Annotated in this window: 13 protein-coding genes; 10 read left to right on the top strand and 3 right to left on the bottom strand. The window is 60.6% G+C overall.

Annotated features, from left to right (window positions below):
• The first annotated feature begins 39 nt into the window (after nt 1–39).
• From dadA to AC1DU9_RS05750, 6 genes are all read left to right on the top strand, one after another.
• Nucleotides 40–1,344 carry a D-amino acid dehydrogenase gene (gene dadA, locus AC1DU9_RS05775; RefSeq protein WP_223460437.1) on the top strand — a complete coding sequence of 435 codons (1,305 nt, stop codon included), beginning with the start codon at nt 40–42 and terminating at the stop codon, nt 1,342–1,344.
• A complete protein-coding gene (locus tag AC1DU9_RS05770; RefSeq protein WP_223460435.1) occupies nt 1,316–1,669 on the top strand; it encodes a RidA family protein in 354 nt (117 codons plus the stop codon). The genes dadA and AC1DU9_RS05770 overlap by 29 nt, the downstream gene beginning before the upstream one ends.
• 97 nt (nt 1,670–1,766) lie before the next feature.
• Nucleotides 1,767–2,840 carry an alanine racemase gene (gene alr / locus AC1DU9_RS05765; protein WP_223460433.1) on the top strand — a complete coding sequence of 358 codons (1,074 nt, stop codon included), beginning with the start codon at nt 1,767–1,769 and terminating at the stop codon, nt 2,838–2,840.
• Between the two features lie 127 nt (nt 2,841–2,967).
• A complete protein-coding gene (locus AC1DU9_RS05760; protein WP_008023455.1) occupies nt 2,968–3,516 on the top strand; it encodes a cupin domain-containing protein in 549 nt (182 codons plus the stop codon).
• 182 nt (nt 3,517–3,698) lie between these two features.
• Entirely contained in the window at nt 3,699–4,121 is a 423-nt protein-coding gene (locus AC1DU9_RS05755; protein WP_223460541.1) for a c-type cytochrome, read from the top strand.
• A 267-nt stretch (nt 4,122–4,388) separates the two neighbouring features.
• Nucleotides 4,389–6,311: an acetyl-CoA hydrolase/transferase C-terminal domain-containing protein gene (locus AC1DU9_RS05750; protein ID WP_223460431.1), complete on the top strand. Its 1,923-nt coding sequence runs from the start codon at nt 4,389–4,391 to the stop codon at nt 6,309–6,311.
• 142 nt (nt 6,312–6,453) lie between these two features.
• On the opposite strand, the gene AC1DU9_RS05745 is transcribed toward AC1DU9_RS05750, so the two are convergent.
• Nucleotides 6,454–7,026: a xanthine phosphoribosyltransferase gene (locus tag AC1DU9_RS05745; RefSeq protein WP_223460429.1), complete on the bottom strand. Its 573-nt coding sequence runs from the start codon at nt 7,024–7,026 to the stop codon at nt 6,454–6,456.
• A 55-nt stretch (nt 7,027–7,081) separates the two neighbouring features.
• Nucleotides 7,082–9,091 (bottom strand): DNA helicase Rep, encoded by a 2,010-nt coding sequence (rep, locus tag AC1DU9_RS05740; protein WP_007989511.1) that lies wholly within the window; start codon nt 9,089–9,091, stop codon nt 7,082–7,084.
• Between the two features lie 263 nt (nt 9,092–9,354).
• Here rep and AC1DU9_RS05735 point away from each other — a divergent pair, with 263 nt between their 5' ends.
• On the top strand, nt 9,355–11,028 hold the full coding sequence (locus AC1DU9_RS05735) for a putative bifunctional diguanylate cyclase/phosphodiesterase (RefSeq protein WP_223460427.1): 1,674 nt from the start codon (nt 9,355–9,357) through the stop codon (nt 11,026–11,028).
• 57 nt (nt 11,029–11,085) lie between these two features.
• On the opposite strand, the gene AC1DU9_RS05730 is transcribed toward AC1DU9_RS05735, so the two are convergent.
• Nucleotides 11,086–12,483, bottom strand: coding sequence for a NorM family multidrug efflux MATE transporter (locus AC1DU9_RS05730; RefSeq protein WP_223460425.1), 1,398 nt, complete (start codon nt 12,481–12,483; stop codon nt 11,086–11,088).
• A 157-nt stretch (nt 12,484–12,640) separates the two neighbouring features.
• On the opposite strand from AC1DU9_RS05730, the gene AC1DU9_RS05725 reads away from it, so the two are divergent.
• From AC1DU9_RS05725 to AC1DU9_RS05715, 3 genes are all read left to right on the top strand, one after another.
• Nucleotides 12,641–13,561: a LysR substrate-binding domain-containing protein gene (locus AC1DU9_RS05725; protein ID WP_223460423.1), complete on the top strand. Its 921-nt coding sequence runs from the start codon at nt 12,641–12,643 to the stop codon at nt 13,559–13,561.
• A gap of 185 nt (nt 13,562–13,746) precedes the next feature.
• Nucleotides 13,747–15,723, top strand: coding sequence for a methyl-accepting chemotaxis protein (locus AC1DU9_RS05720; RefSeq protein WP_223460421.1), 1,977 nt, complete (start codon nt 13,747–13,749; stop codon nt 15,721–15,723).
• Nucleotides 15,724–15,882: 159 nt separating this feature from the next.
• Nucleotides 15,883–17,097 (top strand): aldose 1-epimerase family protein, encoded by a 1,215-nt coding sequence (locus tag AC1DU9_RS05715; protein WP_477809891.1) that lies wholly within the window; start codon nt 15,883–15,885, stop codon nt 17,095–17,097.
• The last annotated feature ends 18 nt before the right edge of the window (nt 17,098–17,115 follow it).

Raw genomic sequence — 17,115 nt, 5'->3', positions numbered from 1 at the left:
AACAAACGTCAGCGGTTAGCCGCGATGAGGGATATGAAAATGCGCGTCATGGTCTTGGGTAGCGGCGTCATCGGTACCACCAGTGCTTATTATCTGGCCCGTGCCGGATTCGAAGTGGTGGTGGTCGACCGGCAGCCGGCTGCTGCCATGGAGACCAGTTTCGCCAACGCCGGCCAGGTGTCGCCGGGTTATGCCTCGCCGTGGGCTGCGCCGGGCGTACCGCTCAAGGCCATCAAGTGGCTGTTGCAGCGCCACGCACCCTTGGCGATCAAGGCTACTGCCGACATCGACCAGTACCTGTGGATGGCACAGATGCTGCGCAACTGCACCGCCAGCCGTTACGCGGTGAACAAGGAGCGCATGGTCCGTCTGTCCGAGTACAGCCGTGACTGCCTCGACGAACTGCGCGCCGAAACCGGCATTGCCTACGAAGGCCGCAGCCTCGGCACCACCCAACTGTTCCGCACCCAGGCTCAACTGGACGGCGCCGCGAAAGACATCGCTGTGCTGAAAGAGTCCGGCGTGCCGTTCGAACTGCTCGACCGCGACGGCATTGCCCGCGTTGAGCCAGCCCTGGCCAGCGTCACTGACATCCTCGCCGGTGCCCTGCGCCTGCCGAACGATCAGACTGGCGACTGCCAGATGTTCACCACCAAGCTTGCCGAGATGGCCGCAAACCTCGGTGTGCAATTCCGTTTCGACCAGGACATTCAGCGCCTCGACTTCGCCGGTGACCGCATCAACGGCGTGTGGATCGACGGCAAGCTGGAAACCGCTGACCGCTACGTGCTGGCCCTCGGCAGCTACTCGCCGCAACTGCTCAAGCCGCTGGGGATCAAGGCGCCGGTGTACCCGCTCAAGGGCTACTCCCTGACCGTGCCGATCACCAACCCGGCAATGGCCCCGACATCGACCATTCTCGACGAGACCTACAAGGTCGCGATCACCCGTTTCGACAACCGCATCCGCGTTGGCGGCATGGCTGAAATCGCCGGTTTTGACCTGTCGCTGAACCCGCGTCGCAGGGAAACCCTGGAGATGATCGTCAACGACCTTTATCCTCAGGGCGGCGATCTGGCCCAGGCCAGTTTCTGGACCGGCCTGCGTCCGACCACTCCCGACGGCACGCCGATCGTTGGCGCCACCCCGTTCAGGAATCTGTTCCTGAACACCGGTCACGGCACACTCGGCTGGACCATGGCGTGCGGCTCCGGTCGCTTGCTGGCTGATCTGATGGCAAAGAAAAAGCCGCAGATCAGCGCCGAAGGCCTCGATATTTCCCGTTATGGCAACAAAACCCAGGAGCCTGCAAAGCATGTCAGTCCAGCGCCAGCTCACCAATGAGCGCATGAGTCAGATCGTCACCCATAACGGCACGGTTTACCTGGCCGGACAGGTCGGCGATGACCTGAGCGCCGGGATTGAACAGCAGACCCGTGAAACCCTGGCCAATATCGAGCGTTTGCTCGATCTGGCGGGCACCGACAAAAACAATCTGTTGTCGGTGACGATTTACCTGAAAGACATCGACGCGCATTTCGAAGGCATGAACGCGGTGTGGGACAAGTGGCTGCCAAAAGGCGTCGCCCCGGCCCGTGCCACAGTCGAATCGAAACTGTGCGAACCGCAAATCCTGGTCGAGCTGTCGGTTGTCGCCGCTCTGCCATAAGCTTTCAGACAGATCCCTCTCCCGGTGCTGCTGGCGGTTCACGCCGTCAGTCAGCGCCGGTTTTTCTTCCCGATAACCCGACCAGAAGTCTGCCGCCATGCGTCCTGCCCGTGCCCTGATCGATCTTCAAGCCCTGCGTCACAACTACCAAGTCGCCCGTGAACTCACGGGGGCCAAAGCCCTCGCGGTGATCAAGGCCGATGCCTATGGCCATGGCGCGGTGCGTTGTGCCCAGGCGCTGGAAGCCGAGGCAGACGGGTTTGCCGTGGCCTGCATCGAAGAGGCCTTGGAGCTGCGGGCGGCGGGTATTCGTGCGCCGGTGCTGCTGCTGGAAGGTTTTTTCGAAGCCGACGAGTTGTCGCTGATCGTCGAGCATGATTTCTGGTGCGTGGTGCATTCGCTGTGGCAACTCGAAGCCATCGAGAAAGCCACATTGAGCAAGCCGATCACCGTGTGGCTGAAACTCGATTCGGGCATGCACCGGGTGGGGCTGCATCCGGCGGATTATCAAGCGGCCTATCAACGCCTGCTGGCCAGCGGCAAGGTCGCGAAAGTAGTGCTGATGAGTCACTTTGCTCGCGCCGATGAACTGCATGAGCAGGCCAGTGCCGATCAGGTGGCGGTATTTGAAGCGGCGCGCAAGGGCTTGTCCGCCGAGGTCAGTCTGCGCAACTCGCCGGCGGTGCTCGGTTGGCCGCAGATTCCGAGCGATTGGGTGCGCCCAGGCATCATGCTCTATGGCGCTACGCCCTTCGAAGAAGCCAACGAAGCAGCATCGCGCCTGCAACCGGTCATGACCCTGGAATCGAAAGTGATCAGTGTGCGCGAGTTGCCGGCTGGCGAGCCCGTCGGTTACGGCGCCAAATTCATCACCCCTAAACCGATGCGCATTGGCGTCGTGGCCATGGGTTACGCCGACGGCTACCCGCGCCTGGCACCGACCGGCACGCCAGTGCTGGTTGCCGGGCAGCGCAGCCAGCTGATTGGCCGGGTATCGATGGACATGCTCTGTATCGATCTGACCGATGTGCCGCAGGCCGGCCTCGGTTCGACCGTCGAGTTGTGGGGCAAAAACATCCTCGCCAGTGATGTGGCCATGGCTGCCGGCACGATTCCTTACCAGATCTTCTGCAACCTGCGTCGGGTGCCACTGCTCTATTCCGGGGCTTAGTGCGCGGGGCTCCAGACCGGAAGTCGCCTCGCTGAGCAGGATTCAGGTCAAAGTGTTGTAAATACTGAACGCTGTCGCCATGATAACGCTCACTATTCCAACAACCTGAATCCTGGAGGCGCAAGCTTTGGACGTCGGTGAACGACTGCAATCCATCCGTAGGCTCAAAGGCCTTTCCCAGCGTGAGCTCGCCAAACGGGCGGGGGTCACCAACAGCACGATTTCGATGATCGAGAAGAACAGCGTGAGCCCTTCGATCAGTTCGCTGCGCAAGGTGTTGGGCGGGATTCCCATGTCCATGGTCGAGTTCTTTTCCGAAGAAATCCTGCAGGAAAAACCGACTCAGATCGTCTACAAGGCCAACGAGCTGATCGATATTTCCGATGGCGCCGTGACCATGAAACTGGTCGGTCGGGCGCACCCGAGCCGGGCCATCGCATTCCTCAATGAAATCTATCCGCCAGGCGCCGACACCGGTGACGAGATGCTCACCCATGAGGGCGAGGAAACCGGCATCCTGGTCGAAGGAAAACTCGAACTGGTGGTCGGTCTCGAAACTTTTGTCCTCGAAGCCGGCGATAGCTACTACTTTGAAAGTACCAAGCCACACCGTTTCCGTAATCCGTTCGATGTGCCGGCGCGACTAATCAGCGCAGCCACGCCGGCGAACTTCTAAGAAAAGAGGCGTCCTGCCAGCATCGCGGAGGCGCCCGGGCTGTTTTTCCGCCGCAGCCTAAGACCCCTCCGACTTTGGGGTTGTTTCAGTGCGACGGGCTTACCGCTATACTTGCGCCCGCCTGCGAACCGTGGCCGTAGGCGTGACTAGCCACCATTGAGGGTGAACGCGTGAACCTAATTATGAAAATGCTGGCTGCACCAGCAACCGTATTGGCCCTATGGGCAGTCAGTGTCAGCGCTCAAGCTGCGACCAACGACGAAATCGCCAAACGCCTTGAGCCAGTCGGCCAGGTTTGTGTTCAGGGTAAAGAGTGCAAGGGGATGGAAGTGGCCACTGCCGCTGGCGGCGGTGGCGGTGCAAAAACTCCGGATGAAGTGATTGCGAAACATTGCAACGCTTGCCATGGCACCGGACTGTTGGGCGCACCGAAAATCGGTGATGCCGCCGCTTGGGGCGAGCGCGCCAAGAAAGAAGGTGGTGTTGACGGCCTGCTCGCCAAGGCGATCTCCGGCCTCAACTCGATGCCGCCAAAAGGCACCTGCGCCGATTGTGCAGACGCCGAGCTAAAAGGCGCCATCCAGAAGATGTCCGGCCTGAAATAAGCCTGAGTCTTGCTGCTGAAAAGCCGCTTGCGAGCGGCTTTTTTGTGCCTGTGATTTCTGCTTTGGTTTGTTGTGAACTCTTGTAGGAGCGAGCTTGCTCGCGATGAGTTCGAATGCGCCTCGGGGTGTCAGGTTCCATGCGTTATCGTTGACGACCATCGTCGGAGCGCCGCCCGGAGCAAGCTCGCTCCTACAGGGCTGTTCATTGCGGTAAAGACCCGGCAAGCTCGGACCAACCCCAATTCATGGAACGTGAGGGAGGATCCGATGGTTCAGCTGTGTTCTATCGAGCAGGCGGTCGATGACGTACTGGCGCGGTTGCCGGTCCACATTCACATGGGCCTGCCCCTGGGCCTGGGCAAACCCAACCACTTCGTCAACGCGTTGTATCGACGTATCGCGCAACTGCCCGAGCGGCGGCTGACGATCTACACCGCGCTGTGCCTGGGCCGTCCGCCCTTGGGCGACGGATTGCAAAAGCGATTTCTCGAACCCTTTATCGAACGGGTGTTCGGCGATTATCCGGAGCTGGAGTTTCTCGCCGATCTGCGTCGCGACCAACTGCCGGGCAACATTCACATCCAGCAGTTCTTCATGCAGCCTGGCAGCTTGCTCAACAGTGCCACGGCGCAACAGGATTACGTCAGCAGCAACTACAGCCATGCGGCGCGGGACATCAATGCCGCCGGGTTGAATCTGGTGGCGCAGCTGGTGGCCAGCGATGCCGAACATCCCGACCGCTTGAGCCTGAGCTGCAACCCGGACATCACCCTTGACCTGTTGCCGATGATCGCCAAGCGCCGCGCCGCCGGAGAAACCATCCTGATGGTCGGCCAGGTGCACAACGATCTGCCTTACATGCCCGGCGATGCGGAGCTCGACATCGACACCTTCGACTTGCTGATCGACCAGAAGGACAACACCACGCTGTTCTCCACGCCGAACATGCCGGTAGGATTTCAGGATCATTTCATCGGCCTGCATGCCAGCACCCTGGTACGTGACGGCGGCACGTTGCAAATCGGCATCGGCTCCATGGGTGATGCGCTGACGGCGGCGCTGCTGGCGCGACAGGCCGACAACGACGCGTACAAGGCGTTGCTGGCCGAGGTGAACCTCCGTCAGTGGGCGCAACTGATCGAGCGCGAGGGCGGCCTCGAGCCGTTCGCCAGCGGCCTGTATGGTTGCAGCGAGATGTTCGTCAACGGCTTATTGGTACTGGCGGATGCCGGGATCGTGCGGCGCAAGGCTTACCCGGACGTGGCGACCCAACAACAGGCGAATGCCGGCACCCTCGACGAGACTGCGCAAACCGACGGCATCTCTGTCCATGGTGGCTTCTTTCTCGGCCCGCGCAGCTTCTATGACCGCTTGCGCGAGTTGCCCCAGAGCAAGCGGCTCGAATTCAACATGACCCGCATCAGCTTCATCAACGAGCTCTACGGCCAGGAAGAACTCAAGCGCTTGCAGCGCCTCGATGCGCGGTTCATCAACACAGCCTTCACCGTGACGTTGCTGGGGGCCGCCGTGGCAGATCAGCTCGAAGACGGGCGTGTGCTCAGCGGCGTAGGCGGGCAGTACAACTTCGTGGTTCAGGGCCATGCGCTGCAAGGCGCGCGATCGGTGTTGCTGCTGCGCAGCTGGCGTGAATCCGGCGGCGACGTCAGCTCGAACATCGTCTGGGAGTATGGCCACTGCACGATTCCCCGGCACTTGCGGGACATCGTGGTCACCGAATACGGCATCGCCGATCTTCGCGGCAAGACCGATGCGGCGGTGATCGAGGCCTTGCTCAACATCAGCGACTCGCGTTTTCAGCCGGGATTGATTGAGCAGGCGCAGAAAGTCGGCAAACTGCCCAAGGACTTCCGTCTAGATCCGCGCTTTACCGATAACAGTCTGCAGCGTTTGCAGGCGATTCAGGCGCGGCACCCGCAGCTGTTTCCGGAGTATCCGCTGGGCTGTGATTTCACCGAGGTCGAGCGTGATCTGTTGCGGGCGCTGAACTGGCTCAAGAGCAAGTTCAAACTGAGCGAGGTGCTGGAATTAGGCAGGGCAGCGCTGGATGCGCCGGAGCCTGCGTTGTTCCCGGAGCATCTGCAGCGCATGCAACTGGCCAACCCGGAGGGGATGAAGGAGGATTTGTATCAGCGGTTGCTGCTCACAGGCCTCAAGGCGACTGCGCAGTAACTGATCACCGAAAACAACTGTGGGAAACAACTGTGGGAGCGAGCTTGCTCGCGATGAGGCCATCACATTCAACATCAATGTTGTCTGTCAGGCCGCCATCGCGAGCAAGCTCGCTCCCACAGGGGATGTGCGTTATGGCGGCTTACTCGATAAAGGTCACGACACCTTCGGCCAGCGACTTCACGCGAGCCAAGGACTCTACACGATAACCCTGCGAATCCAGCTCCGCACGGCCACCCTGGAACGACTTCTCGATCACGATGCCCAGGCCCGCCACGGTGGCGCCGGCCTGTTTGATGATCGAGATCAGTGCCTGGGACGCCTTACCGTTGGCCAGGAAGTCATCGATGATCAGCACACGGTCGCTGCTGGTCAGGTGGCGCGGGGAGATCGCGACGGTGCTTTCGGTCTGCTTGGTGAACGAGTACACAGTCGCCGACAGCAGGTTTTCGGTCAGGGTCAGGGACTGGTGCTTGCGGGCGAAAATCACCGGCACGCCGAGGTTCAGGCCGGTCATGATCGCCGGCGCGATGCCCGAGGCTTCGATGGTGACGATCTTGGTGATGCCCGAATCCTTGAACAGCGTGGCGAATTCGTCGCCGATCAGCTTCATCAGGGCCGGGTCGATCTGGTGGTTCAGAAAGGCGTCGACTTTCAGGACCTGGTCGGAAAGCACGATGCCTTCTTCGCGAATTTTCTTGTGCAGGGCTTCCATGAAGCTGTCCTCTTTTGGCGCCTGTGCGCCGAAGGTCATATAAAAGTGGTCAATTCTAGCGCTTTAACATCGCGCGTATATCCGCCAAAGCGTTGTTGCCTCGCACGGCTTTGACTTCGGTCGGTGTGTCGTCGTTGCCTTCCCAGGCCAGATCGTCCGGCGGCAGTTCATCGAGGAAACGGCTCGGTGCGCAATCGATGATCTCGCCGTACTGCTTGCGCTTGGCGGCGAAGGTGAAGGCCAGGGTCTGGCGCGCGCGGGTAATGCCCACGTAGGCCAGGCGACGCTCTTCTTCGATGGTGTCGGCTTCGATGCTGGAACGGTGCGGGAGGATTTCCTCTTCCATGCCCATGATGAACACGTAGGGGAATTCCAGACCCTTGGACGCATGCAAGGTCATCATCTGCACGCCTTCGGCGCCATCTTCCTCTTCCTGCTGACGCTCGAGCATGTCGCGCAGGACGAGTTTGCCGATGGCGTCCTCGACGGTCATCTCGCCTTCTTCGTCTTTCTCCAGGGTGTTCTTGAGCGCCTCGATCAGAAACCAGACGTTACCCATGCGGTAGTCGGCGGCCTTGTCGCTGGAGCTGTTGGTGCGCAGCCAGTTCTCGTAGTCGATGTCCATGACCATGCTGCGCAGGGCCGAGATCGGGTCTTCGCCGGCGCACTGCTCGCGCACCCTGTCCATGAAGCGTTTGAAGCGCGACAGACGATCGGTGAAACGCGAGTCCAGATGCTCGCCCAAGCCGATCTCGTCGGTGGCGGCGTACATCGAGATCTTGCGCTCGGTCGCATAGTTGCCGAGCTTCTCCAGCGTGGTCGAGCCGATCTCGCGGCGCGGCACGTTGATCACCCGCAGGAAGGCGTTGTCGTCGTCCGGGTTCACGATCAGGCGGAAGTAGGCCATCAGGTCTTTTACTTCCTGACGTCCGAAAAAGCTGTTGCCGCCAGACAGGCGATACGGCACCTGGTGATGCTGTAACTTCAGCTCGATCAGTTTGGCCTGGTAGTTGCCGCGATACAGGATCGCGAAATCGCTGTACGGGCGGTCGGTGCGCAGGTGCAGGCTGAGGATTTCCATGGCCACGCGCTCGGCCTCGGCGTCCTCGTTGCGGCAGCGGATCACGCGGATCTCGTCACCGTGGCCCATTTCACTCCACAGCTGCTTTTCGAACTCGTGGGGGTTGTTCGAGATCAGCACGTTGGCGCAACGCAGGATGCGGCTGGTGGAGCGGTAGTTTTGCTCCAGCATCACCACCTTCAAGGACGGGTAGTCATCCTTGAGCAGCATCAGGTTTTCCGGGCGAGCGCCGCGCCAGGCGTAGATAGACTGGTCGTCGTCGCCTACCACGGTGAACTGGTTGCGTTTGCCGATGAGCATTTTCACCAGCAGGTACTGGCTGGCGTTGGTGTCCTGGTATTCGTCGACCAGCAGGTAACGCACCTTGTTCTGCCACTTTTCCAGGATGTCGGCGTGCTCTTCGAACAGCTTCACCGGCAGCAGGATCAGGTCGTCGAAGTCCACCGCGTTGAACGCCTTGAGCGTGCGCTGATAGTGGGTGTAGACGATGGCGGCAGTCTGTTCCTTGGGGTTGCGCGCGTTTTCCAGGGCCTGGGCCGGCAGGATCAGGTCGTTTTTCCAGGCGCCAATCATGTTCTTGATCTCGTCGACGCCGTCGTCGCCCGAGTATTCCTTTTGCATGATGTCGGTCATCAGGGCCTTGACGTCGGTCTCGTCGAAGATCGAGAAGCCCGGTTTGTAGCCCAGCCGCACGTGTTCCTTGCGGATGATGTTCAGGCCCAGGTTGTGGAACGTGCAGACCGTCAGCCCACGACCTTCACCGGCACGCAGCAGAGTGCCTACCCGTTCCTTCATCTCGCGGGCAGCCTTGTTGGTAAAGGTCATGGCGACGATGTACTGGGCGCGAATGCCGCAGTTCTGGATCAGGTGCGCAATTTTGCGCGTGATCACGCTGGTCTTGCCGGAGCCGGCGCCGGCGAGCACCAAAAGAGGGCCGCCGACGTAGCTCACGGCTTCTTGCTGCCGGGGATTGAGTCGGGACATAGGTAAATTCAGGAGTCAGTCACAAAATGGGCCGGCATTTTAACAGGCTCAGTAAATTGTGCTGCTCTGTCCGACTTGTGACGTACCACGCTATCTGTAATTGCCGGTTTTGTTACTTTCACGCAGGATGCGCAATGAATTTGCGGCTAATGTTCGTAATTCCAGATGCAAAGGGCCGATTTGATAACTGATGTCATTGTCATTGGTTATCGGAACGGCATAATGCCCGTCGCCTACATCTTTGCAGAGTCTAGGGAGCTAGCTTGTCTACGCCTGTCGAACCCTTGCGTTTGCTGCTACTGGCTGAAGAGCCAGCGTGGGCAGCGTTGTTGCGCGAGTGTCTGGCTCCTATGGGGAATTCGGCCGTGCTCATCAGTGCGCCGAGTTGGGAGTCGGTCAGCAGCCTGTTCGATGACAACCGCAGCGCGGTGTTATTGACCATCCCGCAACTTCAACCGGCGCCGGGCCGTTGCAGCCTGCCGACGGTGTTGCTGCTCGACCATGAGCCGCTGACCCCGCCCGACGGTGTGAGTGACTGGCTGGTGCGTGATCTGCTCGATACCGGCATGTTGCGCCGCTGCCTGCGCCATGTGCGCGAGCGTGGCGTCCTGGAAAACACTCTGCAACGCCTGGCCGAGCAAGATCCGCTCACCGGCATCGCCAATCGCCAGGGCTTCCAGACCCTGCTGACCGCACGGCTGGCGGAAAACGACGGTCGCGGCCTGGCCCTCGGTCATCTCGATCTCGACAACTTTCGTTATGCCAACGATGCCCTTGGCCATCAGGCCGGTGACCGTTTGATTCTGCAAGTGGTGGCGCGGCTCAAGAGCCAGCTTGAGGCCGGCGATCAACTGGCACGCCTGGGCAGCGATGAATTCGCTCTGTTGATCGACACCCGCCGCGCTCCCCAGCGTGCCGAGTGGATGGCCGAACGCATCAGCGAAGCATTGGCCGAGCCTTATTGGGTCGATGGCGAAAGCCTGCTGATCGGTTCCAGCCTGGGCATCGCCTACGCCCGGGCCCAGACCGATGCGGATCCGCTGATGTGGCATGCACATATCGCCATGCAGCAGGCCAAAAGCACCCAGGGCTGCACCTTTCACATTTTCAACGAACGCATCAACCGCAATGCCCGCAGCATCGCCGACCTCGAAACCGAGCTGCGCCGGGCGCTGCGCCGCGATGAGCTGGAATTGCACTACCAGCCACGGTTGAACCTCGAAGACGGGCAGATCGTCGGCCTCGAAGCTTTGGTGCGCTGGCGGCATGCCGAGCGCGGCCTGCTGGCACCGAGCGAATTCGTGCCGCTGGCCGAGCAAAGCGGTCTGATCGTGCCGCTGGGCTACTGGGTGATTTCCCGGGCCTTGCGCGACATGCAGGCGCTGCTTGAGCTGGGTTTGCCACCGTTGCACATGGCGATCAACCTGTCGTTCCGGCAGTTCCAGGACAGCCAGTTGTTGTCGACCCTGAGTCGCCTGATTGCCGAGCGTGGCGTCGAGGCGCAGTGGCTGGAATTCGAGCTGACCGAAACCGCGGTGATGCGCCGCAGCGATCTGGTCAAGCAGACCATGGACGCCCTCGGGCGTCTCGGTGTGCGCTTCTCCCTCGACGACTTCGGCACCGGTTTCTCGTCCTTCGTGCACCTCAACAGCCTGCCGATCACCTTGCTGAAGATCGACAAGAGCTTTGTCGGCGGCATGGAACAGCGTGAGGAAAACCGCAAGCTGGTCCACGCGATGATCAACCTGGCGCACAACCTCAACCTCGAGGTGGTCGCCGAAGGTGTGGAAACGCCGGAGCAACTGGATCTGCTGCGCGGGTTTGAATGCGATCAGGTGCAGGGATATTTGATCAGCAAGCCATTGCCGCTGGATGAGTTGGTGGAATATCTGATGTTTGGCTCCAGTCAGCAGCAAGTGCTGGAAGTGGTGAGCTAACCGGTTCTGGAAACCACCACGAATCCCTGTGGGAGCAAGCTCGCTCCCACAGGTTTCTCAGTCAGGCTGAGCCATCTGGAAACCACTCTCTGCCGAAGGCTCCCGCCGAATCATCCGCTTCATCTTCCACTCAAACCCCAGCGTCAGGCTCACCGCCGCGCACGCCAGCCCCAGCGCCAGGCCCCACCAGACACCCGTTGGCCCCCACTGCAAATGGAACGCCATCCACCACGCCGCCGGTGCGCCGATCAACCAATAGCAACCCAGGCCGACGAGGAAAGTAGTCTTGGCATCCTTGAGTCCGCGAATGCAGCCCATGGCAATGGTTTGCACGCCGTCGAACAGCTCGAACCAGGCGGCCACCGTCAACAGGCTCACGGCAAGATTGATGACATCGCGAAATGCCGGGTCATTGTGGTCGAGGAACAGTCCGACCAACTGGTTCGGCAACAGCCAGAAGACCATGGCGAAACACAGCATCGCCGCCGCCCCGAAGGCAATACCGACCCGCCCGGCCAGCCGCGCATCCAGCAGTTGTCCGGCACCGTAGTGCTGACCGATACGCATGGTGATCGCGTAGGAAATACCCGCCGGGACCATGAATGCCACCGAGACGATTTGCAGGGCGATCTGGTGCGCGCCCAGTTGCGTGCTGCCCATGGTGCCCATGCACAGCGCAGCGAAGGCAAACAGTCCGACTTCCACGGCATAGGTACCGCCAATCGGCAGGCCCAGACGCCACAGCTCCTTCAGGTACTGGCGGTTCAGCCGCGACAGGCCCTGACGCAGCGGATAGGCCTCATAAGCCGGATGCCGACGAATGTGCCACGCCAGCGCAAGTGCCATCAGGTTGGCGACAATCGCCGTGACCAGCCCGATACCCGTCAGCCCGAGTTTCGGCAGGCCGAACATTCCGGTAATCAGCGCATAGTTGAGCAGGAAATTGGCGACCGTACCGCCAAGGCTGATGACCATCACCGGTGTCGCACGGCCAATGGCGCTGGTGAACCCGCGCAGGGCCATGAAGCTCAGGTAGCCGGGCAGGGCGAACGGCAGGAAGATCAAAAACTGCCCGGCCGCATGGACGTTGGTTTCGGTCTGGCCGAACAGCAGCAGCACCGGTTTGAGGTTCCACAGCAGCAAGCCGGCAACCAGCGCCATCAGCCATGCCAGCCACAGCCCGGCCTGGGTCAGTCGGGTAGCGCCGACAATATCACCGGCACCCTGACGGATCGCTACCAGTGTGCCGACCGCCGCGATCACGCCGATGCAGAAGATCGACACGAACGAATAGGTCGCCGCACCGAGTCCGCCACCGGCCAGTGCTTCGGGACTCAGGCGCGCCATCATCAGGGTGTCGGTGAGGACCATCAGCATGTGCGCCAACTGCGAGGCAATCAACGGCCCCGCCAGCCGCAGGATGGCCCGGAGTTCAGTACGTGCTGGATGCTGCATGATCATCACGCTCGATTGTCAGAGAAAACAGGAAGCCTCGATTCTCGGCGCTCTGCGGGGTTTGCACAAAGGGATAAAAAGGATGGGTGGCATGATTAAAACTCATATGAGAGAGTTTCCGATAAATTGAAGCAATCGCGTTGTAGGAGCTTTCCTGATGTCACGTCGTCTTCCTCCCTTGTATGCCCTTCGAGCATTCGAAGCGGCGGCGCGGCATAGCTCGTTTACTCGCGCCGCCGAAGAACTGTCGATCACTCAAAGTGCGGTCAGCCGACACATTCGTACGCTCGAAGAGCATTTCGCCTGTCGGCTGTTTCATCGCAGCGGGCGCAACCTGCAACTGACCGAATCGGCGCGGCTGATCCAGCCCGGCATACGCGAAGGCTTCACTGCCCTTGAACGGGCCTGCAATACCTTGCGCGCCGAGGACGACATCCTGCGCATGAAAGCCCCGTCGACCCTGACCATGCGTTGGCTGTTGGCGCGGCTCAGTCGTTTCCGGCACCTGCGACCGGGGAACGAAGTGCAATTGACCAGCGCCTGGATGGACATCGATACGGTGGACTTCAACCACGAACCCTTCGACTGTGCCGTCATTCTCAGCAACGGGCATTTTCCACCGGACTGGGAGGCTACTTGCCTATTTCCCGAAGAGCTGATCCCGGTGGGCGCGCCGAATCTTCTGAAGGATCAACCGTGGGACGTTGAGCGCCTGGCCAGTACCGAGCTGCTGCATCCGACTCCGGACCGCCGTGACTGGCGCAACTGGCTGGAGCGCATGGGCCTGACCGATCGAATCTCGCTCAAGGGCGGGCAAGTGTTCGATACGCTGGAGCTGGGCATGATCGCTGCCGCTCGAGGTTACGGCGTGTCCATGGGCGATTTGCTGATGGTGGCAGAGGATGTTGCGCAGGGACGTCTGAGTTTGCCGTGGCCGACCGCCGTCGCAAGTGGTGAGCATTATTACCTGGTCTGGCCAAAAACCCGGCCCGGCGGCGAGCGTTTGCGTCGACTCAGCGATTTCCTGCAAGGCGAGGTCCGGGCCATGGAGTTACCGGATGTCGAACACCTGGGCTGAATCGATGGAGCCGCCGCAATGGCGGCCTTGAGCCATATCCCGGTTTATCACTCAAGTATTCAGTTTTGCCGCCGAAAATCTGCTGATGGAACCTTCGTGCCAGGCTCCACGTTTACCCCACTATCAGAAATTTTGCCGAGTGCGACGGGATAAGGATGATCCGGCCCACTGGGTCAGGAGCTGTCATGTCTCAACCTCGTGCTCGGATTGCCTCACAGCTGGGTCTTGCGCTTGCCGTGATACTGGCGGTTGTCATCAGCGGCAGCACCGTGTTTGCCCTGCGCTCGCTGGACGCTGCCAACCTCGCTACCCGCGAAGAGCACCTGGCCAGCGAGGCACGGCTGCTGGCCGATCAGTTGAGCACGTTCCACGGCACGTTGCGTGAAAGTACCCAGCGTCTGAGCGGTCTGTTCGAGAAGCGCTTCAGCGCCGGTTTGAGCGTGCACCCGGATGAGCCGGTGGCCGTGGCGGGTGTGCAGACCCCGGGCCTGCACCTGGGCAGCGAAGTACTGAACAACAACTTCAAGGAAGTGGACGAGTTCAAGCAAATGACTGCCGGCGTCGCGACGCTGTTCGTGCGCAGTGGCGAAGACTTCATTCGGGTCAGCACGTCCCTGAGCAAACAGGACGGCACCCGGGCCATCGGCACATTGCTGGATCACGCCCATCCGGCCTATGCGCGCTTGATGGCCGGGCAGAGCTACGTCGGTCGCGCCTTGCTCTTTGAACGGTCCTACATGACTCAGTACACCCCCGTACGCGACAGCGGTGGTAAGGTGATTGCCGTGCTGTTTGTAGGATTCGATTACACCGACGCACAGAATGCTCAGTTCGAAAACCTCAAGCGCTTCCGCATCGGCCAGACCGGCTCCCTGGCGCTGCTCGACGAGCAGAACAAATGGCTGGTGCCGATCGCCGGTGTGCAGGCATTGGACGTGGCAGTCCCGGCCATCGTCGGTCTGGCCAAGACACCGGGCAAGGGCGATTTCTGGAGCGACAAGTCGCAAGACTTCTACAGCATTGCCGTGCCGTTCGAAGGTGGGCCGTGGTCGGTGGTGGCGAGCATGCCGAAAGCCGAAATCCGCGCGGTGACCTGGAGCGTCGGCATTCGCCTGGCCATCGGCAGTCTGCTGGCGATGTTGCTGGCGGTGGGTTCGGCGGTCTGGTTGCTGCGCAGCAAACTGGCGCCGCTGGGTGATCTGGTGCGTCAGGCCGAAGCCTTGGGCGCGGGTGATTTGAGCGTGCGCCTGAACGTGTCGAGCAACGACGAAATCGGTCAGTTGGCCCGCGCCTTCAACCAGATGAGCCAGGCGCTGTCGACCATGGTCGAGCACATTCGTAGAGCCTCGGAAGAGGTCAACAACCGCGCCCAGGCGTTGTCCGGCTTGTCCGGTGGTGCCTATGAAGGGATGGAGCAGCAATCCGGCGAAATCACCAGCATGGCCGGCGCCGTGGAAGAATTCAGTGCCACCTCGCTGAACATTGCCGACAATATGGGCAGCACCCAGCGTCTGGCGCAGGAAAACGCACAACAAACCCGGATCGGTCGTACGTCGATGGACGAAGCGTCCTCGTCCCTGGAGCAAATCGCCGGTGCACTGAACAGCACCGCGACGGTAATCAACACCTTGGGCCAGCGCTCCCAGGAAATCGGCGGCATTGTCGGGGTGATCACCGCGATCGCCGAGCAAACCAATTTGCTGGCGCTCAACGCCGCCATCGAAGCCGCCCGTGCCGGCGAGCAGGGGCGTGGGTTTGCGGTGGTGGCCGATGAGGTGCGCAACCTGGCCTCACGTACTCGCCAGGCCACTGATGAAATTTCCGGGATGATCCACAGCATCCAGCAGGAAACCGGCAACGCGATCAGTACCATGGAGCAGGGTAACGTGCTGATGCAGGAAGGCTTGTCGCGCAACGCCAACGTAGCCTCGGCCCTGGCGCGTATCGATGAGCAAAGCCGTTCCGCCGGTCAGCAATTCGCCGCCATCACCACCGCGACCCAGGAACAAAGCAGCACCGCCACCTTGCTCAGCAGCAACCTGCAAAGCATCGCCCTGGCGAACAGTGAGCAGCGGGAAGTGGTTTCGAACCTGGCGGTGACAGCCAAAGAGCTGGAGAAGCTCGCCGCGGATCTGCGGCATGAGGTTGACCGGTTTCGTTGAATCGCTGCCCAAATCGCCATCGACTCGATTCTGCGCGTTATCCACAAGCCCCGTATCGACGATCTCTTGGCGTTTGCCACCGTTATTTCGATTTTTATGCTTGCTGAAACGTTTCTGCAAGTCTATAAAAATGGCACAAATCCAAGAAAGGCTGCTGCCATGACCCCGCTCAAACTCTTCGTTGCCCTCAGCGCACTGTCCGCTGCCTCCCACGCCATGGCTTGGGATTACGTCCTGCTCGACACCGACAAAGCCGCCCAGAACTGGCAAATCACCAGCCAGCAACTCGGCGTAAAAACCGACAAGCCTTTCAGCGTGACCCTGCGCACCTTGCATGGCGGTCGGCAGGAAGGCGTCAGCATCGTCGACATCGATAACGGCACGATGAAACTTTCGGTAGTTCCAACTCGCGGCATGAACGTCCTGCAGGCCTCTGTCGGTAACGTGCGCATGGGTTGGGATTCGCCAGTCAAGGAAGTGGTCAATCCGTCCTTCATCGAGCTCAACGGCCGTGGTGGCCTGGGCTGGCTGGAAGGTTTCAATGAGCTGGTCACCCGCTGCGGCTACGAATGGGTCGGCCACCCCGGCATCGACAACGGCGAACTGCTGACCCTGCATGGCCGCGCCGCCAACATCCCGGCCAACAAAGTCACGCTGCATCTTGATGAGAAGCCGCCATACGCCATCAGCCTGCGCGGCGAACTGAAGGAGCAGGCATTCAAGAAAGTCGACTTCTCAGTCGCGACCGAACTGGTCACCGAGCCCGGCAGCGTAGCGTTCGCCCTCAATGACACCCTGACCAACAATGGCGACTATCCGAAGGAATACCAGGCGCTGTATCACAGCAACTTCAGCACGCCGTTCCTGGAGCAGGGCGCCCGCTTCGCCGCGCCGGTGAAACAGGTGTCGCCGTTCAACGACAAAGCCAAAGGCGATCTGCCGGACTGGCAAACCTACCGCGCACCGACCAAGGACTACGACGAAACCGTCTACAACGTGGTGCCGTACGCCGATGCCAAGGGCGATACATTGACCGTCCTGCATAACAAGGCCGGTAGTCTGGGCGTCTCGGTCGGCTTCAACACGCAAACACTGCCCGTGTTCTCCCTGTGGAAAAACACCGATACCCAAGGGCAGGGCTATGTCACGGGGCTGGAGCCAGGCACGAGTTTTTCCTACAACCGCCGGTATCAGCGGCCACTAAACCTGGTGCCGACGATTGGGCCGAAGGAGCACAAGCAGTTCCGCATCAGCTACAGCTTGCTGGCGGATAAGACCGCTGTGGATAAGGCGCTGAAGCAGGTGAGCGAGATTCAAGGTGGGCGGGAGACTGAGGTGCGGCAGACGCCGTTGGTTGATCTCAGCAAGGGGTGATGTCCCGTTTTGGCGGAC

The organism is Pseudomonas sp. P4_C1 (assembly GCF_056402155.1).
The sequence above is the reverse complement of the archived record's forward strand: the minus strand, read 5'-3'. Positions and strand labels throughout refer to the sequence as shown.

Excerpts from the sequence above, each read along its gene's own strand:
- dadA (WP_223460437.1), top strand. The coding sequence starts at position 40 with ATGCGCGTCATGGTCTTGGGTAGCGGCGTCATCGGTACCACCAGTGCT.
- AC1DU9_RS05770 (WP_223460435.1), top strand. The coding sequence starts at position 1,316 with ATGTCAGTCCAGCGCCAGCTCACCAATGAGCGCATGAGTCAGATCGTC.
- alr (WP_223460433.1), top strand. The coding sequence starts at position 1,767 with ATGCGTCCTGCCCGTGCCCTGATCGATCTTCAAGCCCTGCGTCACAAC.
- AC1DU9_RS05755 (WP_223460541.1), top strand. The coding sequence starts at position 3,699 with ATGAAAATGCTGGCTGCACCAGCAACCGTATTGGCCCTATGGGCAGTC.
- AC1DU9_RS05750 (WP_223460431.1), top strand. The coding sequence starts at position 4,389 with ATGGTTCAGCTGTGTTCTATCGAGCAGGCGGTCGATGACGTACTGGCG.
- AC1DU9_RS05745 (WP_223460429.1), bottom strand. The coding sequence starts at position 7,026 with ATGGAAGCCCTGCACAAGAAAATTCGCGAAGAAGGCATCGTGCTTTCC.
- rep (WP_007989511.1), bottom strand. The coding sequence starts at position 9,091 with ATGTCCCGACTCAATCCCCGGCAGCAAGAAGCCGTGAGCTACGTCGGC.
- AC1DU9_RS05730 (WP_223460425.1), bottom strand. The coding sequence starts at position 12,483 with ATGCAGCATCCAGCACGTACTGAACTCCGGGCCATCCTGCGGCTGGCG.
- AC1DU9_RS05725 (WP_223460423.1), top strand. The coding sequence starts at position 12,641 with ATGTCACGTCGTCTTCCTCCCTTGTATGCCCTTCGAGCATTCGAAGCG.
- AC1DU9_RS05720 (WP_223460421.1), top strand. The coding sequence starts at position 13,747 with ATGTCTCAACCTCGTGCTCGGATTGCCTCACAGCTGGGTCTTGCGCTT.
- AC1DU9_RS05715 (WP_477809891.1), top strand. The coding sequence starts at position 15,883 with ATGACCCCGCTCAAACTCTTCGTTGCCCTCAGCGCACTGTCCGCTGCC.